Origin of the sequence: Methylobacterium sp. Leaf94, from assembly GCF_001426045.1 — a bacterium.
Lineage (GTDB): Bacteria > Pseudomonadota > Alphaproteobacteria > Rhizobiales > Beijerinckiaceae > Methylobacterium.
The window spans coordinates 232,544-255,641 of record NZ_LMRM01000064.1; the positions used below are offsets into that span (position 1 = coordinate 232,544).

The 23,098-nt window shown below is 70.1% G+C and carries 24 protein-coding genes; 8 read left to right on the forward strand and 16 right to left on the reverse strand.

The features are described 5' to 3' along the window. Nucleotides 1-47: 47 nt before the first annotated feature. On the forward strand, nt 48-866 hold the full coding sequence (locus ASG63_RS23720; protein ID WP_056222839.1) for a universal stress protein: 819 nt from the start codon (nt 48-50) through the stop codon (nt 864-866). 94 nt (nt 867-960) lie between these two features. On the opposite strand, the gene ASG63_RS23725 is transcribed toward ASG63_RS23720, so the two are convergent. Both ASG63_RS23725 and ASG63_RS23730 read right to left on the reverse strand, forming a co-directional pair. Next, nucleotides 961-1,704, reverse strand: a complete 744-nt coding sequence (locus tag ASG63_RS23725; protein ID WP_056222842.1) for a Crp/Fnr family transcriptional regulator — start codon at nt 1,702-1,704, stop codon at nt 961-963. Between the two features lie 100 nt (nt 1,705-1,804). Then, entirely contained in the window at nt 1,805-2,923 is a 1,119-nt protein-coding gene (locus ASG63_RS23730; RefSeq protein WP_056222843.1) for an HD-GYP domain-containing protein, read from the reverse strand. Between the two features lie 209 nt (nt 2,924-3,132). Here ASG63_RS23730 and ASG63_RS23735 point away from each other — a divergent pair, with 209 nt between their 5' ends. Then, nucleotides 3,133-4,218, forward strand: coding sequence for a PAS domain-containing protein (locus tag ASG63_RS23735; RefSeq protein ID WP_156394326.1), 1,086 nt, complete (start codon nt 3,133-3,135; stop codon nt 4,216-4,218). 22 nt (nt 4,219-4,240) lie between these two features. On the opposite strand, the gene ASG63_RS23740 is transcribed toward ASG63_RS23735, so the two are convergent. The 8 genes from ASG63_RS23740 to ASG63_RS23775 form a co-directional block, all read right to left on the reverse strand. After that, on the reverse strand, nt 4,241-5,833 hold the full coding sequence (locus ASG63_RS23740; RefSeq protein WP_056222846.1) for a putative bifunctional diguanylate cyclase/phosphodiesterase: 1,593 nt from the start codon (nt 5,831-5,833) through the stop codon (nt 4,241-4,243). Nucleotides 5,834-5,890: 57 nt separating this feature from the next. Further along, nucleotides 5,891-6,295, reverse strand: coding sequence for a hypothetical protein (locus ASG63_RS23745; protein WP_056222849.1), 405 nt, complete (start codon nt 6,293-6,295; stop codon nt 5,891-5,893). Between the two features lie 430 nt (nt 6,296-6,725). Further along, nucleotides 6,726-7,355 (reverse strand): hypothetical protein, encoded by a 630-nt coding sequence (locus ASG63_RS23750; RefSeq protein ID WP_056222851.1) that lies wholly within the window; start codon nt 7,353-7,355, stop codon nt 6,726-6,728. 95 nt (nt 7,356-7,450) lie between these two features. After that, nucleotides 7,451-7,858 (reverse strand): response regulator transcription factor, encoded by a 408-nt coding sequence (locus ASG63_RS23755; RefSeq protein WP_056222854.1) that lies wholly within the window; start codon nt 7,856-7,858, stop codon nt 7,451-7,453. 178 nt (nt 7,859-8,036) lie between these two features. Next, on the reverse strand, nt 8,037-9,287 hold the full coding sequence (locus ASG63_RS23760; RefSeq protein WP_056222857.1) for a glutamate carboxypeptidase: 1,251 nt from the start codon (nt 9,285-9,287) through the stop codon (nt 8,037-8,039). A 154-nt stretch (nt 9,288-9,441) separates the two neighbouring features. After that, nucleotides 9,442-9,708: a DUF2312 domain-containing protein gene (locus ASG63_RS23765; RefSeq protein ID WP_055951813.1), complete on the reverse strand. Its 267-nt coding sequence runs from the start codon at nt 9,706-9,708 to the stop codon at nt 9,442-9,444. 103 nt (nt 9,709-9,811) lie between these two features. Further along, a complete protein-coding gene (locus ASG63_RS23770; protein ID WP_056222868.1) occupies nt 9,812-10,120 on the reverse strand; it encodes a DUF1244 domain-containing protein in 309 nt (102 codons plus the stop codon). A 48-nt stretch (nt 10,121-10,168) separates the two neighbouring features. After that, on the reverse strand, nt 10,169-10,915 hold the full coding sequence (locus tag ASG63_RS23775; protein WP_056222871.1) for an N-formylglutamate amidohydrolase: 747 nt from the start codon (nt 10,913-10,915) through the stop codon (nt 10,169-10,171). Between the two features lie 242 nt (nt 10,916-11,157). Here ASG63_RS23775 and ASG63_RS23780 point away from each other — a divergent pair, with 242 nt between their 5' ends. Both ASG63_RS23780 and ASG63_RS23785 read left to right on the forward strand, forming a co-directional pair. Then, nucleotides 11,158-12,474: a glycerate kinase type-2 family protein gene (locus ASG63_RS23780; RefSeq protein ID WP_056222874.1), complete on the forward strand. Its 1,317-nt coding sequence runs from the start codon at nt 11,158-11,160 to the stop codon at nt 12,472-12,474. Between the two features lie 286 nt (nt 12,475-12,760). Continuing rightward, nucleotides 12,761-13,216, forward strand: coding sequence for a DUF1036 domain-containing protein (locus ASG63_RS23785; protein WP_056222876.1), 456 nt, complete (start codon nt 12,761-12,763; stop codon nt 13,214-13,216). Nucleotides 13,217-13,535: 319 nt separating this feature from the next. Here ASG63_RS23785 and ASG63_RS23790 read toward each other — a convergent pair whose 3' ends face one another. Further along, nucleotides 13,536-14,390, reverse strand: coding sequence for a helix-turn-helix transcriptional regulator (locus tag ASG63_RS23790; protein ID WP_056222879.1), 855 nt, complete (start codon nt 14,388-14,390; stop codon nt 13,536-13,538). 99 nt (nt 14,391-14,489) lie between these two features. Here ASG63_RS23790 and ASG63_RS23795 point away from each other — a divergent pair, with 99 nt between their 5' ends. Next, nucleotides 14,490-15,392: an SDR family oxidoreductase gene (locus ASG63_RS23795; RefSeq protein ID WP_056222882.1), complete on the forward strand. Its 903-nt coding sequence runs from the start codon at nt 14,490-14,492 to the stop codon at nt 15,390-15,392. Nucleotides 15,393-15,451: 59 nt separating this feature from the next. On the opposite strand, the gene ASG63_RS23800 is transcribed toward ASG63_RS23795, so the two are convergent. Further along, complete coding sequence (locus ASG63_RS23800) at nt 15,452-15,823, reverse strand: VOC family protein (RefSeq protein WP_056222890.1); 372 nt, start codon at nt 15,821-15,823, stop codon at nt 15,452-15,454. A gap of 94 nt (nt 15,824-15,917) precedes the next feature. On the opposite strand from ASG63_RS23800, the gene ASG63_RS23805 reads away from it, so the two are divergent. After that, nucleotides 15,918-16,340 carry a MarR family winged helix-turn-helix transcriptional regulator gene (locus tag ASG63_RS23805; RefSeq protein ID WP_056223032.1) on the forward strand — a complete coding sequence of 141 codons (423 nt, stop codon included), beginning with the start codon at nt 15,918-15,920 and terminating at the stop codon, nt 16,338-16,340. A 957-nt stretch (nt 16,341-17,297) separates the two neighbouring features. Further along, the gene (pyk, locus tag ASG63_RS23810; protein WP_056223036.1) at nt 17,298-18,734 is read left to right on the forward strand and encodes a pyruvate kinase; all 1,437 of its coding nucleotides are present in this window, start codon (nt 17,298-17,300) and stop codon (nt 18,732-18,734) included. A 39-nt stretch (nt 18,735-18,773) separates the two neighbouring features. Here pyk and ASG63_RS23815 read toward each other — a convergent pair whose 3' ends face one another. The 3 genes from ASG63_RS23815 to ykgO form a co-directional block, all read right to left on the reverse strand. Continuing rightward, the gene (locus ASG63_RS23815) at nt 18,774-19,754 is read right to left on the reverse strand and encodes an alpha/beta fold hydrolase (protein WP_056222893.1); all 981 of its coding nucleotides are present in this window, start codon (nt 19,752-19,754) and stop codon (nt 18,774-18,776) included. A 6-nt stretch (nt 19,755-19,760) separates the two neighbouring features. Beyond that, nucleotides 19,761-20,366, reverse strand: a complete 606-nt coding sequence (locus ASG63_RS23820; RefSeq protein ID WP_056222895.1) for a tetratricopeptide repeat protein — start codon at nt 20,364-20,366, stop codon at nt 19,761-19,763. 77 nt (nt 20,367-20,443) lie between these two features. Further along, nucleotides 20,444-20,569: a type B 50S ribosomal protein L36 gene (ykgO, locus tag ASG63_RS23825; protein WP_056222898.1), complete on the reverse strand. Its 126-nt coding sequence runs from the start codon at nt 20,567-20,569 to the stop codon at nt 20,444-20,446. Between the two features lie 375 nt (nt 20,570-20,944). Between ykgO and ASG63_RS23830 the strand changes: the two genes are divergently transcribed. Further along, nucleotides 20,945-21,364, forward strand: a complete 420-nt coding sequence (locus ASG63_RS23830) for a PilZ domain-containing protein (protein ID WP_244480015.1) — start codon at nt 20,945-20,947, stop codon at nt 21,362-21,364. A gap of 115 nt (nt 21,365-21,479) precedes the next feature. Here the strand turns inward: ASG63_RS23830 and hpnH are convergent, their stop codons facing one another. Next, nucleotides 21,480-22,643: an adenosyl-hopene transferase HpnH gene (gene hpnH / locus ASG63_RS23835; protein WP_055951783.1), complete on the reverse strand. Its 1,164-nt coding sequence runs from the start codon at nt 22,641-22,643 to the stop codon at nt 21,480-21,482. Between the last annotated feature and the right edge of the window lie 455 nt (nt 22,644-23,098).

The window sequence follows — 23,098 nt, forward strand, 5'->3', positions numbered from 1 at the left end:
GGCCGCACCCTGACGGCCTCTCGCGGTCGAGCCCAGGAGCGGATCCCATGTCCTATGCAAGCCTCATGGTCGCGGTGGATGACGGGCGTCACGCCGCGGCGCGGGTCCGCCTGGCGGCGGAACTCGCCCACCGCTTCGGCGCCCGCCTGATCGGCGCGGCCGGCTGCCTGCCGGAATATCCGCAGGGGTTCGGGGAGAGCATCGTGCCGGCGGGCATGGCCATCGAGGAGATCCGCCAGGCCGCCCTCGATCGGCTCGCGGGCGCGGAGCGGGTCTTCCGGCAGGCATCCTGCCTGAACGACCGGGTCGCCTGGCGCTCCGACCTCGCCGCCCCGGTGCCCTTCCTGGAGCAGCAATCCCGCGCCGCCGACCTCGTCGTGGTCGGGCGCGACGGGGAGGAGGCGGGCGTGTCGCCCGGCATGGCGGTCCCGGTCGGCGACGTGCTCATGGGCCTCGGTCGCCCGGTCCTCGCCGTCCCGCCGGGTCTCGAGCACCTCGCCGCGCGCCGGATCGTGGTCGGCTGGAAGAACACGCTCCAGACCCGCCGGGCCCTGTCGGACGCCCTGCCCCTCCTGCGTCGTGCGGACGCCGTCCAGGTGGTGCGGGTGGCCGAGACCCGCGACCGTTCCGAGATCGAGGACGTTGCCGCCTACCTTGCCCTGCACGACGTGCCGGCGACCGCGGAGGCGATGGCGCCCGCGGGTTGGTCCGTGGCCGAAACCCTGGAGGGCGCCGCCGGCGCCTTCGGGGCGGATCTCATCGTGACCGGAGCCTACGGCTACAGCCGCCTGCGCGAGTGGTTCTTCGGCGGGGTCACCCGCGATCTGCTGGCGCGGTCCACCGTCTGCTGCCTGCTCTCCCACTGACCTCGGGACGGGCCGCCACCCGCCCCGACCGAGCCCGGGCGGGACCCGTCTCGCCCTCCGTGGGGATGCCGGACGCGGAACCGACCCGCCGGCCTCAGGTCCCGAGGTGGAGCGCGCCCCCGGTGCGGGCGACCGGCCCGTTCAGGCCGAGATAGGCACCATCGAAGGTGGCGAACGCGCGCAGTTGCGCGAGATCGGGGATTTCCACCCGGCCGCGCGACAGGCACGCAAGTCCCGCCTCGCGCAGGATCCGCAAGGTGCGGTTCAGGTGGACGGTGGACAGCCCGACCGCATCCGCGAGGGCGGCCTGTCCGATCTCCAGGCGGAACGCGCCGCCCTCCGCCAGCCCCGCGGCCTGCAGGCAGGCGTGGAGCTCGCAGAACAGGTGGGCGGTTCGCTGCGGCGCCGGCATGGTGCCCGTGACGAGCCATTCCCGGGCCCGCGCGAGCTCATTCAGCGTCATCCACCAGAGGATGCGGTTGATGTTCGGCCGTTCCCGGGCCAGGGCCGTCAGGGCTTCGATCGGGATCTCCCCGACCGCGCATCGGCTCAAGGCCCCGATGTTCCAATCCGAGGTCTTCGGCGGCGCCTCGGGGAGCCGGCACAGATCCCCCGGCAGGACGAACGATGCGATCCGCCGCGAGCGGCCGTCCATGACCCGATACCGGCACATCACGCCCTGGAGCAGGACGAGCACCGTGCTGCGCCCCGGCTCGGCCGAGAGGTCCTGGCGGGCGGCCACGACGCGATGATGCGCGACGATCGACGCGATGGCCGCGCGATCCGCCGCATCGGTGTGGCCGCTGTACTCGAGCTTCGTCAGAAAGGGACCGTTCACGCCGCAGCCTTCGAGGGTTCGGGGTTTCGGGGCGATCGGTCGCCCCGATCTCATGCATCCCCGGCGCCGGGGGAAAAGCGGCCCACGATGGTCACGCCGATCACGCCGCATCGGAGCGCCGGACCGGCACGGGATGCCCCGGACCCGATGCCGTCGCCAGGGCCCCGAAGGCTCTGACGAGGTCCCTGTCGACTTTGCCGACCATGCCGGCGAGGATGCCGTAGGCCTCGCCGGGGTCGAGGGGCGCCTTGTAGGGGCGTCGTTCGATCAGGGCGCCGTAGATGTCGCAGATGGTCACCAGCCGGACGAGATCCGGGATGTCCGGCCCTTCGAGCCCGTCGGGATAGCCCGATCCGTCGAGGGCCTCGTGGTGCGAGCGGACCACGGCGAGCATGATCTCGGGGAAACCGCCCTGCTCCAGCAGCATCGCGTGTCCCAGGGCGGGGTGGGTCCGCATCACGGCCTGCTCGGCAGGATCCAGGCGCCCCGGCTTGTTCAGGATCGCGTGCGGGATCTGCGCCTTGCCGAGGTCGTGCAGGAGGGCGGCTTCCGTCAGTGCCCGGCAATCGGCCATCTTCAGGCCGAGATGGCGCCCGAACCCGGCTGCCAGACCGGCCACGAGCAGGCAGTGCTGGTGGGTCGCGTCGTCGAAGCGCCAGACGACGTCGAGCCAGCCCCGGATGTCGGCCTGGTCGAGGGCGCCGAGGACGAGGGTTGCGCCCTCCGCGAGAAGCGCCGGGTTCGGCGCCTGGCCCGACCGGCCGAGATCGAACAGGCGCGTCAGGGATTGCGCGGCCCCCGCCGCGGCCGTCGCGACCGCCGGCGCGGGGGCAGGCTCGGCGACCGGCTTGGGGGACGGGACGATCTCGGCCAGGAGGGCGGCGATCCGTTCGAAGGGATCGCGGGCCGAGATGACCCGGCTCGCGCCGAGGGCGTGGGCCTGGGCATGGGCGCGCGGCGATTCCTCGTGCAGGATGCAGAGGTAGGGGCGATCGACGGCGCCGAACCGCGTCAGGTACCGGCGGACCGAGCCCACCTCGACGGAATTCGCGAGGGGCACGTCGCTGATCACGGCCGCCACGGACGCGGGATCGATCGCCGTCGGTGCCAAGTCCGGATCGAGTACATCGACGACGATGATCTGCCAACGACCGAAGCTGAGGTCGTTCAGTCTCTGACTTCGCGCCGGCGAGTTGGTGAGCAGGACAACGGATCTCACGAATTCCTCGTCGTTCCCGAATTCGATCTGGTCGAACCTTAGACGGCTGCTCTCAAAGAGTCGTGAAAGGCAGTCCGGAATCGCCGGGGTATCGACGGGATGCGGTCGCGGTCGCGTGACCGGTATTGGACTTCTGGCGAATGGTTTCCCGGCACCATGCTCGATATCCTCGCATTTGAGAGCTCGTTCGGAGCCGCGTGGAAAGACCGATGCCGACCCGATCCCTGATGCGCAGCAACGCTGCCGCCGGACACGGCGGCTTTCGGGGCATGTCTTCGCGCCACTTCCTGAAGATGATCGAGGATACGGGCGAGGTCGGCTTCTGGTCGGCGGACCTGCGCAGGGACAAGCTCGACGCCTCGATCGGCCTCTATCGCATTCTCGGACTCGATCCCTCCACCGAGTTCACCTTCGGCTTCGCCCTCGACATGATCCACCCGGAGGACCGGGCGGTGCACGGCGACCAGATCGCGGTCCTGCGCAGCGGGCAGCCGATCAGCCGCGAATTCCGCATCATCCGGCCGGACCGGACGCAGCGCTGGATCCACCACCGCGCCGAGGTACTCCTCGGGCCGCAGGGCGAGCCCCATCAGGGACTGGGCGTGGTCTTCGACGTCACGGCGCGCCACGACACCCGCAAGGCGGTCGAGCAGCGCTTCGACCGCTACAACGCCCTCATCACCGCGACGGCGGCGGTGGTGTGGATCGTCAGCCCCGACGGGGAAGCGCTGGAAATGCCCCTCTGGCAGACCCTGACCGGCCAGAGCCACGGGGCCATGCAGGGTCAGGGCTGGCTCGATGCCATTCACCCGGAGGACCGCGAGCGCACGGCCGCCGCGTGGCGCACCGCCGTCTCGCACGTGGCGCCCTACAACACCGACTTCCGCGTGCTCTGCGCGGACGGCGTATTCCGCTGGTTCAACTCGCGGGGCGTTCCCGTCCTGAACCGGGACGGCTCGATCCGCGAATGGGTCGGCGTCTGCCTCACGGTGCCGGGGCAGAACCGCTTCGGCGCCCCGCGGATGCCGGACAAGCCGGCCGAGACCGGCCCGGGCGCGGGTCCGGTGATCACCCCGGCCCAGATCCGCGGGGCAAGGGGCATGGTCGGCCTGTCGAAGGACGAATTGGCCCGCCGCTCGGAGGTCTCCGTCTCGACGATCATGCGGCTGGAGGATGCGGCCTCCGGCGTCCGGCCGCGATCGGAGACGCTTCAGGCCGTCCGGCGCGTCCTGGAGCAGGCCGGGGTCGCGTTCACCTTCGAGCCGGGCGCGAAGCCCGGTCTCCGGGAGGCCTGAGGCCGGCCTCACCCCCGGAACGTCAGGCGGCTTGCGTCGACCGCGGGGTGGCGCAATTCGCCGGATCGCAGGCGGGATGGGCGATCACGCGGTCGATCTCGTCCTTCGGCATCGGCTTGCCGAACAGGTAGCCCTGTCCGAAAGCGCAGCCCTGGTCCGAGAGCCAGCTGGAACTGTCCTCCGTCTCGATCCCCTCCGCCGTGGTGACCAGGCCGAGGCTGGCGCCGAGCTTGATGATGGCGTCGACGAGCTTGGCGCGCTCGGCGCTCATCGTGACGCTGTCGACGTAGCTGCGGTCGATCTTCAGCTTGTCGAACTTCAGTTCCCGCAGGTGATACAGGCTCGAATACCCGGTCCCGAAATCGTCGAGAGCGACCCGGACACCGAGATTCTGCAGCGAGGTCAGGGTTCTGCGGGTTCCGTCCAGATCCTGGATCAGGGCCGATTCCGTGATCTCGACCTCCAGCCGGTGCGGCGGAAACCCGGTCTCGGTCAGGATCGCCAGGATGCGCTCGGCCATCCAGGCGTCGAGGAATTGCTGCGGGGCGATGTTCACCGCCAGGGTCAGCTCGGCCGGCCATTCCCGGGCGTCGAGGCAGGCGCGGCGGATCAGGCTGGAGCAGAGATCCGCGATCGAACCAGTTTCCTCGGCCACCGAAATGAACTCCGATGGGGCGAGCAGGCCCCGGATCGGGTGCCGCCAGCGCGCCAGCACCTCCACGCCGATCAGCTTGCGGCCGGGCAAGGATACGACGGGCTGGTAGAAGGGCTCGATCTCGCCGTTCTCGATGGCGGCCCGCAATTCCGTCTCGAGCTGCGCGCGGGCCCGCAACTCCTCGTCCATGGCGCTCTTGAAGACCCGGACGACGCCGCGGCCGTCCTTCTTGCCCTGGTACATGGCGAGGTCGGCGGCGTGCAGCACGGCATCGGCATCGGCGAGTTCGCCCGTCACGAAGGCGATACCCACCGTGGCGCCGACCTTCAGCTCGTTGCCGTTCCACAGGACCGGCGCCGAGAGGCTGGCGATCACCCGTTCGGCCAGGCGGAGCAGGCCCTCGCTGCCGCCCTCCAGCCGAAGCAGCATGGAAAATTCGTCGCCGCCCATGCGGGCGGCCATGCCGTGACGCGGCAGGACGGCACGCAGCCGGTCGGCGACGGCGCAGAGGACGGCGTTGCCGGCCGCGTGTCCGTAGAGGTCGTTCACCGGCTTGAAGCGGTCGAGGTCGATCAGGAGCACGGCCGAGGGTGGTCCCGGCTCGGGCTTCGTCTGCCAGCATCCGAGGGTTTCGAGGAAGAGCCTGCGATTGGCGAGCCCCGTGAGGGCGTCATGGCGGGCGACCTGTTCGGCCTGGGAGGCCGCGGCGTCGCGCTCGGCCATCGTCCGTCGCAGGATGATCGATTTCCGCACGAAGGCCCCCATGAGGGCGGCGCCCATGAAGGTCGCCAGCATCAGGAACTCGAGCAGGTTGTGCGCGAGGACGAAGGTGGTCAGCGTGTCGAACAGGCCGAGGGACACGCAGATCATCCAGAAACTCGTCCCGATGGAGAGAAGGCAAAGGCTCTCGTAGACCTCGCCCTGCCCCCAGGAATGGCGCACCGACGTTTTCGTCATCATCTCTCTCGCGAAGCAGGATCCGGGTGTCGAAGCGCCCCGCGCAGGAGGCCGCGCATTTCAGGCAGGGAGAGACGGGCTGACCCGGCACCGGCCGGAACGCGCGACCGCGCCGGGGTCGTCGTTGTGACCGACCGGAGCGCGTGGGGTCTCGGAGAGGGCGCGGTTGCGCAGGAACAGCCCGTCGATCGTGGCGATCAGATCCTTCACGCAGGCGATCAGGTTCGCCACGGCGTTGCGTGTCCGGAGGGCATCGGGATCCGGTTCGGGCCCGTCGCGGAAGACTTCGCCGGTCGTCCGCTCCAGCGCCCCGAGCAGGTGGGCGAGGGAAGCGGAGAGCGCCGCGATCTGGGCGCGCCGCGATCCGAGATCCACGCCGGCCGCGAAGTCGTGCTCCAGCTGCGCCTTCAGACGAGAGAGCCCGTCCGACGTCGTGGTTGGCGGAAATGCGAGGATCTGGGCCATGTCGAATTCGCTGTGCGCGGTGGACGATCGGGGAAATGGCACGGCGGGACCGAGCCTTCGCGGTGCCGGGGCGGTTTCGAATGTCGCTCCGGGTCGGGTTCCGTCTCATCGCCGAAGCGTATCGCCGGGGATCGCGAAAGCCGCATGCCGCGCAGACCAGGTTTTTGCGGCAAGATCTCCGATACCGGAAAGACTGAGATCGCGGGACCTCGGCTCTGACAACTGGATCTCAGCTCCGAAAATCATCGTCTCGATGTGATCCAAGATTACGTTGACTTTCGATGATTATCTTTTTGCGCCTCCTAAAAGAGTCTGAAAGCGATTATCCAAACCCGGCTTCCCGACCGACGTGTTTCCGAAGAAAAACAGAGCATTCCTGGATCAGTGCCCGCGCTGCGGCCGAGATGCCGGGAAATCGTTCATGAGGCGCTCAGGCTGTCGGAGGCGCTGCCCTTTCGGTCAGGGGGCGCGTTCCGCGAAGCAGACCCGGTTCCGGCCGGTGCGCCTGGCGGCGTACAAGGACCGGAATCGCCGTGACGGCCGGTCCGCTCCGCGGGGGCTCGAGATCCGACGACGCCGGGGCCCGGTACAGACCGGCCCGACCGTCCAGGGAAGCGACGGGAGTCGGGGCCTGAAACGGCCCCGACCCATCCATCCGGTACGGATCCGAAAGGTCCGGTGCGTCCTCGGAGAGGCCCCGGGTTCGAACGCTCCCCGCTTCCAGCAGGGCCGCCACATGGACTTGGACCCCGCGCGACAGGCCGCCGAGGTCGTATCCCCCCTCCAGCACGGAGACGAGGCGGCCGCCGCAGACCCGCTCGGCGAGGGCGAGGAGGTGATCCGTCGCCCAGCCGAAATTCTGCCGGCGCCCGTCCGAAAGGAGCTTGTCGGTTCGCACGACCCCGGAGACGACCTTGTGGAAGGTCGTCGCCCGGTCGCCTTCGGCGAAGATCTCCGCGTTGGCGGCGACGGTGCGGCGCATGCCGTGCACCGCATCGCGCGTCGCTGCCGGAACGATGGAATCGGTTTCCTGCGGAACGAAGACGGGCTTGAGGCCCATGGCGGCGAGAGCGGTCTACATGGACACCTCCGGACAACGGGTCGTGATTCCCTGACTGGGCTCACGGGAGGGACGGCAAGATTCCGGGTCTTCGCTCAAGGGGCTTTACGGACGCGCTCCCCGCCTCGGGACGATGCCGCGAGGGCCTCGTGGATCCCATCCAGGAGGGAGCCGTCCTCGAACGGCTTGTCGACCACACGGCGGAAGCCGGCGGCCTTGGCCCGGCGCTGCAGGTCGTCCGTCGGGCAGCCGGTGATCAGGATCGCCGGAAGATCGACGGCGCGGTCCCGCAGGCGCCCGACGAGTTGGACGCCGTCCATGCCGGGCATGCAGTAATCGACCAGCAGGCACCCGGCGGACGGCAGGGCGGCGTCGCCGAGGAGGTCGGCGCCATCCGCGTAGAGGCGGACGGCGTAGCCTTCGAGTTCCAGGATGAACTGGAGCGAGTGGCGGACGGCCGCATCGTCATCGACGACGAGCACCGGTCCCGTGTGCTTCGGCATGGTCGCGCCCGTTCTTGTTTCACGGGCATCTGACGGCGCCTGTCGGCGGCGCGCCTTGATCTGCCGCAAGGGGCGGCCCCGGCCGCGCCCGGACCGTCCGGCACCTCCCGGCCATCCGCTCGGCGCCCTCCCCGGGGGAGCCGTCGCGGCACGCGGCGGATCGGGGGCCGCGGCCGGCTCAGGGGGCCGGATCGCGCGACACCTCCATCACCAGGCGGGTTGCCAGGTAGAGGCGCGGCGTGATGCTGGCGAGCACGGCGAACTCGTCCGCGCTGTGATAGTGGCCGCCGACGATGCCCAGGGATTCAAGGAGGGCGGGCCTTGCCGGACTGTCGGGCTGGAAGGCGTAGCCCGCATCGGTGCCCCCACCGATCTCGGCGAGGGCGAGCGCGGAGCCGAGTTCGCCGTAGATCGCCCGCGCCCGTTCGCCCAGCGCCTGCGTCGCGGGGTTCTGAGGCAGCGGCGGGCGGCCCTTGGCAAGGTCGAAGCTCACCTGCGTGTCGGGAACGCGGTGCGTCCCGATGATCCGGCAGGCCTGGGTCAGCACACGGTCGTACTCGCTCGGCACGAAGTAGCGCATGTCACCCTCCGCCCGGGCCGCCTCGGGGATGATGTTCGGCTTGGTGCCGCCCTGGACCACGGTCCAGTGCAGGCTGGTGCCCTTGCCCGGATCGCCGAGGTTCTGCAGCTGCAGGATCTGGTGGGCGAGCTCGACCACCGCGTTGCGGCCGGCCTCCGGCGCGCCGCCCGCGTGGGAGGCGCGGCCCTTCACCGTCAGGCTGGCGTAGTTGATTCCCTTGGTCGCCACCGTGACCGCATCGACGCCGGCCTCGGCGAAGGAGGGCTCGAAGGACAGGACCACGTCCTGGTCGCGGGCGATTTCGGCGATGGCGTCGCGCGACCCGCGCGAGCCGCGCTCCTCGTCGGGGTTCAGCACCACCGTGAGGGTGCCGTAGCCGTCGAAGTGCAGTGCCTCCAGGGCGGCCAGGACGTGCAGGATCATGGCGACGCCGCCTTTCGCGTCGGCCACCCCGGGTCCATAGGCCCGGCCGTCCCGCTCGGTGTAGGGGCGCTTGGCCGCGTCCCCGGTGCCGAAGACGGTGTCGTAGTGGACCAGCATCATGATCCTGCGCGTGCCCTTGCCCGCGCGCGTGCCGATCAGGGTGTTGCCGCCGAAGGCGGGGGCGGCCCGGGTGCCGACCGTGAGCCCCGAAGCCTTCAGGCGCGCCGTCAGGATCGCCTCGACGGTGGACAGGCCGGGAACGTCGCCGGTGCCGGTATCGACGTCCACCAGACCCTTCAGGGTCTCGCGATAGGGGCCATCCTGCGCCTTCGCCGCGGCGAGCACGGCCTCGTTCGGTGCGGCCAGGGCCGGGACGGGCGCCGAGGCGAGGAAGAGCGCGAGGGCGAGACCGGCATTCGTGCGCATGGCGATCCTTGAAGTCGGAGCATCGGAGGGCATGGCCCTCGCAATGCTCCGAAAACGCCCGGGCCGCAATTCGCCGCCCCGGACGGGACCGCCGCCGGGCGAGGCCGGATCGGAACGTCCGCCCCGCGGCCCGCGCCGGAGTCGAAGGCGGGGGTCAGACCATCCCGAGGGCCTGCATGTAGAGCTCGAGGATGGCTTCCTCTTCCTGGCGCTCGGCATGGTCCTTCTTGCGCAGGGAGATGATCCTGCGCAGGGCCTTGGTGTCGAAGCCGGTGCCCTTGGCCTCGGCGTAGACATCCTTGATGTCGGAGGCGAGGCCGGCCTTCTCCTCCTCGAGGCGCTCGATGCGCTCGATGAAGCTCTTCAGCTGGTCGGCGGCGACGGAGGAAGCGTCGACGGCGGGTGCGGCGGATGCGGCCATGGTCGTCTCAAGTCCCTGATCTGCGAAGCGCGGGAGGCTGCGCCGGAACCGCCTCGATAAGCCGTCAAGCTTACCGGGACCTTAGTGCGGCCCCGCTGCGGCCTCAGTGTGGCTCCGCCGCAGCCTTCGCGAAGGCCGCCTGCTGCTCGGGCGTCGCCTCGGACTGGTGCAGGCGCTTCCACTCGGCGAAGGGCATGCCGTAGACGGCCTCGCGGCTCTCGTCCTTGGTCATCGGCAGGTCCTTGGCGTCGGCGGCGTCCTTGAGCCAGTTCGAGAGGCAGTTGCGGCAGAACCCGGCCATGGTCATCAGGTCGATGTTCTGCACGTCCGTGCGGGTCTGCAGGTGGGCGACGAGGCGCCGGAACACGGCGGCCTCGAGCTCGGTGCGGGTGACGTCGTCGATCTCGGTCATGCTGGGTCTCCCAATCTCCACCTGAGGTCGGCGCGCGCAAGCCTTCCGTCAAGCGCGGATCGGCAGCATCGGCCGGAGGAGGCGCGCGAATCGCTCCGCCCACGCGGCCTGTCCCGCCTCCGCGGCGATGAGGTCCTGGCGGATCTCCACCAGCGCGTTCGGCAGGCCGCGCGCCATGGCGTGGCGGTCGATGGTGTCGCCGGGCAGGCCCCCGCCATAGGGCTCGTTGTCGCCCACCGTCAGCCCGGCCGGATCGGCCCGCAGGCCCGCGATCAAGGGTGCGCTCATGCGGTCGTCCCGGTCCCACAGGATGCCGACCTCCCAGGGCCGCGGCACCCCGCGCCAGTAGGGCGTGAAGCTGTGGATGGTGACGATGGCCGGGCGCGTGCCGGTGGCCTCGGCCTTGGCGATCCCGGCGTCGATCGCCGCGTCGAAGGGTTCGTAGAAGCGCCGGATGCGCTCGGCCTTGCCGGCCTCGTCGATGCGGGCATTGCCCGGCACCACCGCCCCGTCGGAGAGGCGCATCACCAGGGTCGGGTCGGCCCGGCCCCGGTTCGGATCGATGATCAGGCGCGAGAACCGGGTCAGGATCGCCGGCACCCCGAGGGCCGCCGCCAAGGCGCGCGTCACCGCGGCGGCGCCGATGTCGTAGGCGATGTGGCGGGCGAATTCATGCTCCGGCACCCCGAGCTGGTCCAAATCCTCGGGGACGTGGTTGGAGGCGTGGTCGCAGATCAGGAGCAGGCCCCGGGCGGGATCGCCCAGGAGGGTCTCGACGGGATGCGGTGTCTGCATGGGGAGGCACGGTCCGGTTGAGCGCGGGCGGCATCGTTGTACCAGGCGGGACGCAAGGCTCCGGCCGCATCGCGGGGGATGCCCGCGCACGCGCGGCTTGCCGAGGCGGCGAGCGTCGGGCACAGCACGTATCGCGGATCGCGCCGCGACGGCAACAATCCGGCACCATGCCGGGGGCACAACACTCCGGAGGAGAACCACCGGGCCGCCTTCGCGATCGACCACCGGAATACGGAAACGCCATGACCGACTCCCCCTCGACCGAGACCGCCTCGACCGACGCCCGCCGCGCCCTCCTCCTCCACTGCCTCGACGAGGCCATCGCCGCCGCCCACCCGGCGCGCTGCCTCGTGCCGCACCTGCCAGCGCCCGGACAGGGCCGCCTCATCATCCTGGGGGCCGGCAAGGCCGGCGGCAGCATGGCGGCGGTGGCGAGCCGGTTCTACCGGGAGGAGCACGGCGTCGATCCGAGCCGCATCGTCGGCCTGGCGGTCGCCCGCCACGGCTACGGCGAGGAGGCGCCGATGATCCGCATGGTCGAAGCCGGGCATCCGGTGCCGGACCAGGCCGGCATCGACGCCACCATCGACACCCTGAAGATCGCCGCCGATGCGGGGCCGGACGACGACGTGCTGGTGCTGCTCTCCGGCGGCGGCTCGGCCAACTGGATCGCCCCGGCCGGGGAGCTGACCCTCACGGAGAAGCAGGCCATCACCAAGGCCCTGCTGCGCTCCGGTGCGCCGATCAACGAGATCAACTGCGTGCGCAAGCACCTCTCGCGGATCAAGGGCGGCCGCCTCGCCATGATGGCGCGCAACGCCCGCTCGATCCTGACACTGGCGGTCTCCGACGTGCCCCACGACGACCCGGCGGTGATCGCCTCCGGCCCCACCGTGCCGGATCCGACGACCCTGGCCGATGCCCGCGCGATCTGCGAGCGCCGCGGCATCCCCCTGCCCGAGACCGCCAAGGCGTTGCTGAACGATCCCGCCAACGAGACCCCGAAGGTCGGCGACCCCGCCTTCGCCCGGGCCGAGTACCGCATCATCGCCCGGCCCATCGACGCCCTGGAGGCGGCGGCGGCCGCCGCCGCCGCGGCCGGCTACGAGCCCGTGATGCTCGGGCCCGACCTCGAGGGCGAGGCCCGCGAGGTCGCCGCCGAGCATGCCCGCATGGCCCTCGACCTCGCGGGCGCCGGCCGCAAGGTCGCGATCATCTCCGGCGGCGAGCTCACGGTGACGATCCGCGGCGAGGGCCATGGCGGGCCAAACCAGGAATACGCGCTGGCTCTCGCCCTCGCCCTGGACGGCGCGGACAACATCCTCGGCATCGCCGCCGACACCGACGGCACCGACGGGGGCCGCGGCGAGGCCACCGACCCGGCCGGCGGCCTGGTCGACCCGACGACGCTGGCCCGCGCCCGCGCGGCCGGGCTCGATCCCGCCGCGATGCTGGCCGACAACGATTCGACGAAGTTCTTCGCCACCATCGGCGACCTCGTTCAGCCGGGTCCGACACGCACCAATGTCAACGATTGCCGCATCATCCTCGTCGGCTAGGGCGTTCGCGCGCCTGATGGGACGCACGCGTTTCCAGTCCCGATTAACGCGCGTTCCCCTCTCCCCTTCGCGGGAGAGGGTGGCCCGCGAAGGGGGTCGGGTGAGGGGAGCGCCTGACTCGGAGGGGGCGCCCTCCTTCCCGCCTGCCCCGCAGGCACCCTCCCCCGCCGAGGGGAGAGGGACGAACCCGTGCCTGGACCGGCGCTCGTCGGAAATGGATCCCACCGCGCCGAACGGCTCGCCTGACCGCAGCGGGAGCCCTGTTCGGCTCGATGCCCGCGCTCCGATGGACCGCCCCCGGCGCGTCGGCAGCGCGCAGCGGGCCTTCGCGGGCGCGTCCCTCCTGGCCGTCACGCTGCTCCCGGTGCCCGCCCGGGCCGACCTGCGCATGTGCAACCAGACCGCCAGCAAGGTCGGCATCGCGCTGGGCTACCGCGATCCGCAGGGCTGGGTGACGGAGGGCTGGTGGGACGTGGCGCCGAAGGTCTGCGAGACGCTCCTGAAGGGCTCCCTCGCGGCGCGGTTCTACTACGTCTACGCGGTGGACTACACGCGCGGCGGCGAGTGGAACGGCCGCTCGCTGATGTGCACCAAGGACCGCGAGTTCACGATCCGCGGCGTCGAGGACTGCCTCGCCCGCGGCCTCGACCGCAACGGCTTCTACGAGGTCGATACCGGCGAGCAGAAGAGCTGGACGATCCAGCTCACCGACCCGAACCAGCCAGTGGCGCCGACGCCCTGAGGCGTGGCGGGGGTTCGGCTGTGGCGGCTTCCGGTCTCACGCTGTCGATCCGGTTCGTCTCGAGGGGGGTATGGCCTTTTTTCCAAGCCTCCTGCTGCTGGTTCGGCTGGGATCGGCAGCGAGCGGCGACTTTGGGGGCCATGAGCGAACGGTCCGTCTTCGACCCACCCCAGTCGTACGGGCCCGCGTCGGTGCTTCCCGAAAGCGGTGATTCGCCGGACGTCCGGCTGCTTCGGTTCGGGGTGGTCAGTAGACCCTGGCCTTTCTCCTCGAAGCGGACGTTCCGCCTCTGACCCAACAGTCGATGTCGACTGCGCAGCTACCGTGACGGGTCTGCGGGGATGCTTTCACCGGACCGGGCATCGACCAGCCTGCGGATCTGCTCCCTGACGGACGGCGTGGTGGAGTTGTAGACGATCAGGCCGAGATCGGGGCGACCGTCGACGGCGAAGGACGAATATTCCAGCTCGATGGCGCCGAGGATCGGGTGCTTCAGCCGCTTCGTCCCCTCACCGTGATGGTGCACATCGTTCTCGCGCCACAGCGACGCGAAGTCCTCGCTCGTCCGGCACAGTTCCTCGACCAGCGCGCCGACCTCGGACGCCGCGCCGGCGCGGGCGGCGTCCGCACGGAACGCTCCGACCACGTACCGGGCCACGCTGTCCCAGTCGTGCTGGATCGCGCGCACATGGCTGGAGCCGAACATGCGGCGCAGGATGTTGCGCTCCTCCGGAGGGACCGTGTCCCAATCCGTGAGCACGACGGCAGCCGCCTGGTTCCACGCGACGACGTCCCAGGTGGCGGTCTTGATCAGCGCCGGGCTGGTCTCCAGCGTGTCGAGCAGCCGCTGCAGCCGGGGCGTGATCCCTTTGGCGGCCGCGTAGCGGACCTCCGGCGGGCGTCCGAGGCCGAGCATGAACAGGTGCTCGCGCTCGGCATCGGTCAACATCAGCCCCGCGGCGATGCGGTTCAGCACGTCCGCGGAGGGCGCGCCGCCGCGGCCCTGCTCAAGCCACGTGTACCACGTCGCACTGATGTTCGAGCGCTGGGCGACCTCTTCCCGGCGCAGGCCCGGCGTCCGCCTGCGGCCCGCGAACCCGAAGGAGGACGGGTCCAGCTTTGTCCGACGGTCCCGCAGATAGGCGCCGAGGGAGTTCTCCGAGCCGGCCGGCATGGCGATCCTGTAAGCAATTATACCCTGATACGGTCACGTATTTTATGGTGTCGGGCGCTGCGGGAAAGAGGGTCTCCCTCATGACGCGGACGAACACACATGCGCGTATTTCTCACTGGCGCCACCGGCTTCATCGGCTCGGCGCTCATCCCGGAACTCGTCGCCGCCGGGCATCAGGTCATCGGACTGACGCGGTCCGAGGCAGGTGCGGCGGCGCTGCGGACGGCGGGGGTCGAGCCGCATCGGGGCGACCTCACGGACTCGGACAGCCTGCGCGAGGGAGCCGCCCGGGCCGACGGCGTGATCCATGCCGCGTTCGATCATGACGACTTCTCGGACTTCGTGGCCAACTGCGAGAAGGACCGGCGGGCCATCGAAGCCCTCGGTTCTGCGCTCAAGGGCTCGGACCGGCCCCTGCTCATCACGTCCGGCGTGGCGATGGGCTGCCCGGCGCCCGGCCGTCCGGCCACCGAGGACGTCTTCGACCTGGACCACCCGAACCCCCGGGTCGCCTCCGAACGGGCGGGTGCGGCGTTGCTGGACGCGGGCGTCAACGTGTCGGTGATGCGGCTCCCGCAGGTGCACGACACCGTGAAACAGGGACTCGTGACCTACCTCGTCGCCCATGCCCGGGCCAAGTGCGCCTCCGCCTATGTCGGGGATGGCGCGAACCGCTGGGCGGCGGGGCCGAGGCGCGACGTCGCCCGCCTCTACGTGATGGCCCTGGAGCGTGCCGAGGCGGGGGCCCGGTACCATGCCGTCTCCGAGGAGGGCGTCCCGCTCCGGGCCATCGCGGAGGCCGTCGGCCGGGGCCTGGGCGTCCCGGCGGTCTCCGTGGCGCCCGACGCGGCCGCCGCGCATTTCGGATGGCTGGCGGGGTTCGTCGGGGCCGACATGACGGCGTCGAGCGCACTGACGCGGTCCCGCCTGGGCTGGCAGCCGAACGGCAGGGGCCTCATCGCCGACCTCGACGCGATGGATGACGCCCGCGGGACGGCGTGAACCACTCCCGTCCGCCCGTACCGTCCGCGACGGTCGGGCGTCCGGATGGCGCGCTCCGGCTATGGCCGCGCGACGGTGTGTGGCGTGATCGTGTAGCCGAACGGGTCACGGAACGCGAAGTAGCGGCCGAACGGCCCGTCCTTGGGCGGGAAGACGATCGTCGTGCCCCGCTGGGCAAGGTGATCGTGCAGGGCGTCGGCGTCGTCGCAGCCGAACCAGATGGCGATGCCCCGGCCAAGGTCTTCCGCGTCCCCCAGGTCGATCACGGGGGTTCGGACGGCGAACGGGATGGGCTTGGTGTCGAAGACCACGGCGCCGGGCGGACTTTGAGCGGCTGCCTTCAACCCGACGACGTCCGTGTAGAAGGCCCGCGCGGCCTCAATGTCGACGACCTGGATACCGATGAAATCCGGTCCAATCAGATGAGGCACGATGGGTCTTCCCTAAGCCGACGCTCGACGCTATTGTCAGGGCCCTGATACATATAAGGGAACTGATATGTCAAGCGAGGCCGCCGTGTCCGGCATGGGTGATCCGTACGAGACCGTCGGGTTCGCCTTGAAGCAGGCCCAGCACGCGCTCCGCGTCCGTCTGGACGCCGAGCTTCGTGAAATCGGGCTGACCATGCCGCAATACGCGGTCCTTGCCTGCCTTCAGGGCAAGGCGGGCGCGTCGAACGCCACGCTCGCGAGGACCGCCTTCGTCACCCCGCAGACGATGCAGGCGATCCTCGTCGCGCTCGAGCGCAACGGCTTCATCGTGCGGACGGCCCACCCCGAGCACGGGCGCGTTCTGAAGACCGAACTGACGGCGTCGGGTCGTGGCATCTTGGACAGGGCTTCCGGGATCGTGACCGATACGGAAGATCGCATCCGGACTGCCGTGGCGCCCCTCGACCCCCGTATCGTCACCGCGACGCTACTCCGGATCGCGGAAGCGCTTCGTTAGGCGGCGCACTTCCGCGCAGGTCGAACGTCCGGTCCAGCTGTCCCACGTTTCGAAGCAGACCGGCGGAAAGCGACCGACTCCAGCCTTCGGTTCTGACTTTACCCATTGCCACGACGCGGACTTTTCCGGGGCGCAGCGGGTTGAGGCGAGCCCAAGCGTCGGCCCATGACAGTACCCATCCGGGAAGGGTCCGTTGAGTCGCAGGACACGACTCGGTCGCTCTCACCCCGGTACGGGCCGCCATCAGGCTGGCCACCGACGGTATCGCGACAAGCGTCCGCCATCGATCACGGCCAGGATACCGCACGAAAATCTTGACAATATTCCTATTGTATGCTCTTTTGCCGTCACTCGCCTCCCCCGATGGGAGGCCCGCTGGCGGACCGGGTCGGCGGGTTTGGGAGGAGGAGACGGCGCCCGCGTCGATGGCCCGGTCTCGCCATCGCCCCGGGCGGCACCGCGCGACGCAAGGTGTTCCGGATGGAGGGCCGTTTCGGCGGCCCGGCATCTGGGGCATCCCCAGACAACGGACGGCCCGCCCACTACGAGGCGGGTCCGGGGCCTTGGGCCATGATCAGCCGGCCGCCGGGGCCGTCGATCCCGCAAGGGATCGGGGCACCGGAGGGGGGCCGCCACAAGCCGAGTCGCCAGCGCCGTAGACAGACGTCGTGACGTGACGGGTTCGGGCCTCCGGGGCCGGGCCCAGGGACGCCGGGGAACCGGCTTTCGTTCTGTTCCCGTGGTTTCGCGGCGTCCCGCGTCTCCCGCCATGGATCCCCCGCGCCGGAATCGGCGGCGGGGCCGCGCGCGCATGCAGGCAGCGCAGTGCGACGGCGTCCGTCGGGCGCCGGCACGGTCCGGCGTTCTTGACGCGCCGGCCCCATCGGTGCTTGTGGCCCTTCGCTCAACGCCGGTCGTCCGAAACCGGCGAGGCTGGTATTGGGGATGGAGACCACAGTGAAACGTTCACGCCGCACGAAGATCATCGCGACCCTGGGCCCGGCCTCCGACACGCCGGAGATGATCGAGAAGCTGTTTCGCGCCGGCGCGGACGTCTTCCGTCTCAACATGAGCCACCTTCCCCGCGAGAAGCTGCCCGAGAAGATCGAGGTCATCCGCACGATCGAGCGCGAGCTCAAGCATCCGATCGCGATCCTCGTCGACCTCCAGGGGCCGAAGCTGCGCGTGGCCGCCTTCGCCGAGGGCGCCGCCATCCTGCAGAACGGCGCCACCTTCGTGCTCGACAGCGACCCGACGCCCGGCGACGTCTCGCGGGTCTACCTGCCCCATCCGGAGATCCTCTCGGCCCTGGAGCCCGGCCACGTCGTTATCATCGACGACGGCAAGCTGCGGCTGACCGTGACCGAGGTGTCCGAGGGCCGTGCCGTGACCCGCGTCGAGATCGGCGGCCGCATCTCGAATCGCAAGGGCGTCTCCCTGCCCGACACGGTGATTCCCGTCGCCGCCATGACCGAGAAGGACCGGGGCGACCTCGAAGCCGGCCTCGCGGCAGGCGCCGACTGGATCGCCGTCTCCTTCGTGCAGCGTCCCGAGGACGTGGCCGAGGTGAAGAAGGTCGCGGCCGGCCGGGCGCTGGTGATGGCCAAGATCGAGAAGCCGCAGGCCCTGACCCGCCTGGAGGAGATCATCGAGATCTCCGACGGCCTGATGGTGGCCCGCGGCGATCTCGGCGTCGAGATGCCGCTCGAGCAGGTGCCCGGCGTGCAGAAGCGCATCACCCGCGCCTCGCGCCGCATGGGCAAGCCGGTCGTGGTCGCGACCCAGATGCTCGAATCGATGATCACCGCCCCGGTGCCGACCCGCGCCGAGGTCTCCGACGTCGCCACCGCCGTCTACGAGGGCGCGGATGCGGTGATGCTCTCGGCCGAGAGCGCCTCCGGCACCTTCCCGATCGAGGCCATCTCGATGATGAGCCGGATCGCCGAGCAGGTGGAGCGGGATGCCCTCTACTGGACCATCCTCACGGCCCAGCGCTCCGAGCCCGACGCCACCGCCTCCGACGCCATCGCGGCGGCGGCGCACCAGATGGTCGACGCCCTGAACCTCACGGCCATCATGGCCTGGACGCATTCCGGCTCCACCGCCCTGCGCCTCGCCCGCTCCCGGCCCAACGCGACCATCATCGCGCTGACGCCCAAGCGCGAGACGGCGCGCCGCCTCGCCCTGTGCTGGGGCACGCACCCCATCGTCACCAAGGATGCGAGCGACGTGGACGACATGGCGTTCCGGGCGGCGAAGTTCGCCGTGCGCGAAAACTTCGCCGAGATCGGCGGCCGGATCATCGTGGTGGCCGGCGTGCCGTTCGGGACGCCCGGCGCGACGAACCTCGTGCGCATCGCCTTCGTCACCCGCGAGCACGCGGCGAAGGCCTGACCCGGCCGGGGGCGCGCCGGGCTCCGGGCCCGACGCGCCTCAGGGAGCGGGCAGCGATTCGGCGAGGCGCACGACCTCGTCGACCACGGCCTGCGTGGCGACGACGTGGACCATGTGGCCGATCCCGGGCAGGACCACGAGCCGGGCCCCCGGGATTAGGCGTGCGAGCGGCCTGGCGTGCCGGTCCGCCGGGACGATGCCGTCGCAGTCGCCCGTGATGATGACGGTCGGCGCGGTGATGCGGTCGTAGGCGGCGCTCTGGCGCGTCAGGGCCTCCGGCAGCGCCATCAGGTCCTGGACGTTGGCGAGCATCGTGGCCGGACGCAGGACCAGGGCGGCCCGGCTCGCCTCCAGGTAGCCGGCCGGCGCCTCCTGGGGCCGGAACACCGACCGGCCCGCCGGCGCCAGGTAGTAGAGCCCGATCGGCGTCGCCACCGTCCGGCTGAGGAGCCAGGTCACCGGCGGGACCAGGGCCAGCCGGTAATACCAGGGGATCGGTCCGAGTGCGGGCAGCGGCATCACCGCCGGCGCGAGGAGGACGAGGCCCGCGACCCGATCGGGATGATCCAGGGCGAGCGCGGTCGCCAGGGCACCGGCCCAGGAATGGCCGACGATGAGGGAGGGCCCGACACCGAGGTTCGCCAGGGCCTCGGCGATCGCCGCGGCCTGGGCCTTCGGCGTCGCCATGGCGCCGCCGGTCAGGCGGTCGCTCCAGCCGAAGCCCGGCCGGTCGAGGGCGACGACGCGGAATCCCTCCGCGGCGAGGCGGCGGCCGAGATCCGCCATCGGGTCGGCCGCGTTGGCCGAGGCCCCGTGCAGCAGGACGACCGTACCCCGGGCGGACGGGTTCGGACCGGCCTGGATCGTGGCGATGCGCCCGCCGGTCACCGACGCGAACGGTCCGGCCGGGGGATAGCGCGCGTCGATCCGCGCCGCGATCAGCAGGGTGACGCCCGCGGCGACGAGCGCGAGGACGACGCCGCCGGCCAGGAGGCCGGCGATCAGCTTGAGCAGGAGCATGATCGGCTACAGGTCGCGGCCGTCGACGTCCGGCGACAGCCGGTCGATGGCCTGCTGCAGCCGGTCCATCCGGGGATACAGCGCCGCCGCCCGGCGGAAGGCCTCCAGGGCGCGGCGCTTGTCGTCGAGGGTCTGATAGATCCGCCCCAGGGCCGCCCAGGCCTCGTAGTGACGCGGCTCCAGCACGAGGGTGCGCTGCAGGTCCGCGATCGCCGCGGAGGGGTCCGACAGCATCCAGAACACCGTCGCGCGCCGGTTCCAACCCTCCGACCAACCGGGCTCCAGGGTCGTCGCCCGGTCCATCAGCTCGATCGCCAGGGGGAGATCCTGACTGGACATCGCCTGCCGCGCCCGCTCGGTGAGCAGGTCGGCCGTGGCGCTGCCGGATCGGCCCAGGCGCTGCTCGATCAGCCGCGCGATGCCCTTCGCCTCGGCCTCGTCGCCCGCCGCCTTCAGGCGCGCGTAGAGGTCGTCGAGGGTCAGCGGCTGCGCCTTCTTCGGCGGCGGCGCCTCCGGCGTCGGCCGGGCTCCGGCGGGGACAGCGAGGAAAACGCAGAAAGCCGCGACGAGCGCGGCTTTCAGGCAGGATCGATGCGGAGAGGGTCGCGACATGGTCGGAGCTTCCTCGCCCCGGATCGCGACGTCAACGTGCGCGCTTGCCGCGTCTGGCGGCCAAGCACCCCGTGGCCTCAGCCCTGGCGGGCCTTGAAGCGCTTCTGGGTCTTGTTGATGACGTAGACGCGGCCCTTGCGACGCACGATCTGGTTGTCGCGGTGACGGCCACGGAGGGACTTGAGGGAGTTGCGAATCTTCATCGGTCTCACGTCGGTCGGGAACGAGCCCGCCGCCTGTCCATAAGGTCTCGGGAACGAGGCACCTGACGGCGGCCTCGGCGATGTGTCGATGCATCGCGGAAAGGCGGTTGCCTTATCAGGATTCGCGCCGGCAAGGCAAGGCGTCCCGCCCTATTCCGGATCGAAGCTTTGCCGGAATGGGCCGTTCAGGCCGCGTGGAGGCTTGATCACGGTCGGGTTGCGCTCCGCGCACCGCCGCCGCCCTCCCCGGCCGTGACCGCCTGCGACGCGCCGCCGACTCATCGCCAAGCGGAGCGTGCGGCGGGCGATATCCGTCTGTAAAGACTTCCGCTGCTAGCATGCGCCGACGCGCACGGTGCGCAAAGACGGAACCCCGTGACGACCCGCATGGAGCAACCCGAATCAGCGGCGCCGATCCCGCGGCGCGAGGAGCGCAGCCCGACGAACTGGATCGCGACGATCCGGTTTCGGGACGGCACCGAGATTCCGTGCAGCGTGAAGGACGTCTCGAAATCGGGCGCGCGGATCTGCGTCGGTGCGAGCCAGGCACTCCCGCCCGTCTTCCTGCTCCGGATCATCGGGCGCGACTTCCTCTGCCTCGTCCGGATCGCCTGGCGGCGCGGCGACTATGTCGGCGTGCGCATCGAGCGCGTGGGCAAGCTGCCGCAACCCACATCCGTCACGACAGCGGCCGTGCCTGTGCCGGCGGCACAGACAGACGTCCCCACCCCGGAGGAGATCGCCAGCGGCGGAATCGGCGTCCCGTCCCGGAAGCGCGGCATCTCGGCCTTTTAAGGCGCCTGCCGCGAGATTCCCCGCGCAGCCAGCACCCGGGCGACAACGAAAAACCCCGCCCTGCCGAAGCAGAGCGGGGCTTTCACTGTTCGCGGATGGCGGCGCCGAACCTGGATCAGGCGGCGCTGCGGTTGCGTGCTTCGCGCTTGGTGTCGACACCCGAGGCTTTGATCTCGGACAGCTTCTGGGCGACGTTGCGCGAGAACACGAACTCGGCTGGACGCTGGTTCTCCAGGCTGACCTCGGGGGCCATCTCGCCCTCGGTCTTGATGCCGCGGAGGGCGTGCACCAGGGGCTTCCAGGGCTTCTTCACGGAGTCGACGACCGAAGAGGCCTCATAGCCCGAATGGACCATGCAGTCGGCGCACTTCTCGTAGTTGCCGGTGCCGTAGGAGTCCCAGTCGGTCTCCTCCATCAGCTCCTTGAAGGTCGCCGCGTAGCCCTCGCCGAGGAGGTAGCAGGGCTTCTGCCAGCCGAACACGGTGCGGGTCGGGTTGCCCCAGGGCGTGCAGTGGTAGGTCTGGTTGCCGGCCAGGAAGTCCAGGAACAGGCCCGACTGCTGGAAGGTCCACTTCTCGCGACCCTTCTCCTTGCCGTGCCGGAACACGCCGCGGAAGAGCTCCTTCGTCGCCTTGCGGTTCAGGAAGTGCTTCTGATCGGGCGCCCGCTCGTAGGCATAGCCCGGCGAGACGGTGATGCCGTCGATGCCCATCTTCGTCACGCTGTCGAAGAAATCGGCGATCTTGTCGGCGGACGAGTTGTTGAAGAAGGTGCAGTTGATGGTGACGCGGAAGCCCATCTCCTTGGCCTTCGCGATCGCCGCCACCGCCTTGTCGTAGACGCCGCGCTGACACACCGACTGGTCGTGCATCTCCTTGTCGCCATCGAGATGGATCGACCAAGTAAAGTACGGGCTGGGCTTGTACTCCTTGATCTTCTTCTCGAGCAGAAGCGCGTTCGTGCAGACGATGGCGAACTTCTTCTGCGCGATGATGCCCTCGACGATCTGGGGCAGATCCTTGTGCAGCAGAGGCTCGCCGCCGGCGATCACCACCACGGGCGCACCGCACTCGCGCACGGATTCCAGCGCGTCGGCGACCGGCAGCCGCTTGTTCAGGATCTCGTCGGGGTAATCGATCTTCCCGCAGCCGGCGCAGGCAAGATTGCAGCGGAACAGCGGCTCCATCATCATCACGAGCGGGTAGCGCTTGCGACCGGTGAGGTGCTGCTTCAGGATGTAGCCGCCAATCTTCGCGACGTACCGGATAGGGATGCCCAAGACGCGGCTCCTTGTTGTTGGCCCCGATGTATCGGGCTGCTTAGCGTGAAAAAAGGCCAAATTCCAGCGAGCTAGACTGGAACCAATCCGAAAGGCTCCGAATGGATGCCGTTCGCGCAAGTTCTCCGGGTGCTGCAACAATCCGGCCACAGACGGTGACCCGGATCCTTCGGTCAGCCGGAACGCTCCGGCGGCATATAGCTCCGCCGGAAGCGCTTATTCCTAGTCCTTGTCTGCATGCCTGGGCCGCAGCTTGGCTGTACGCCACCGCCTCTCCGATCCACCAAAGCTTGGGTCGTGGAGAAGTGCGGTGCGAAAGCGCACGCCTGGACGAACCGGAGACTGATCGATCCGTTCGCGTTGCATTACAGACATTTGCTCGCTAGGTGAGCGCCACGGTGAAGCAAATTCGTGTGAGCGATGCGATTCGTTCGATGATCCGAGGACCGTCGCTC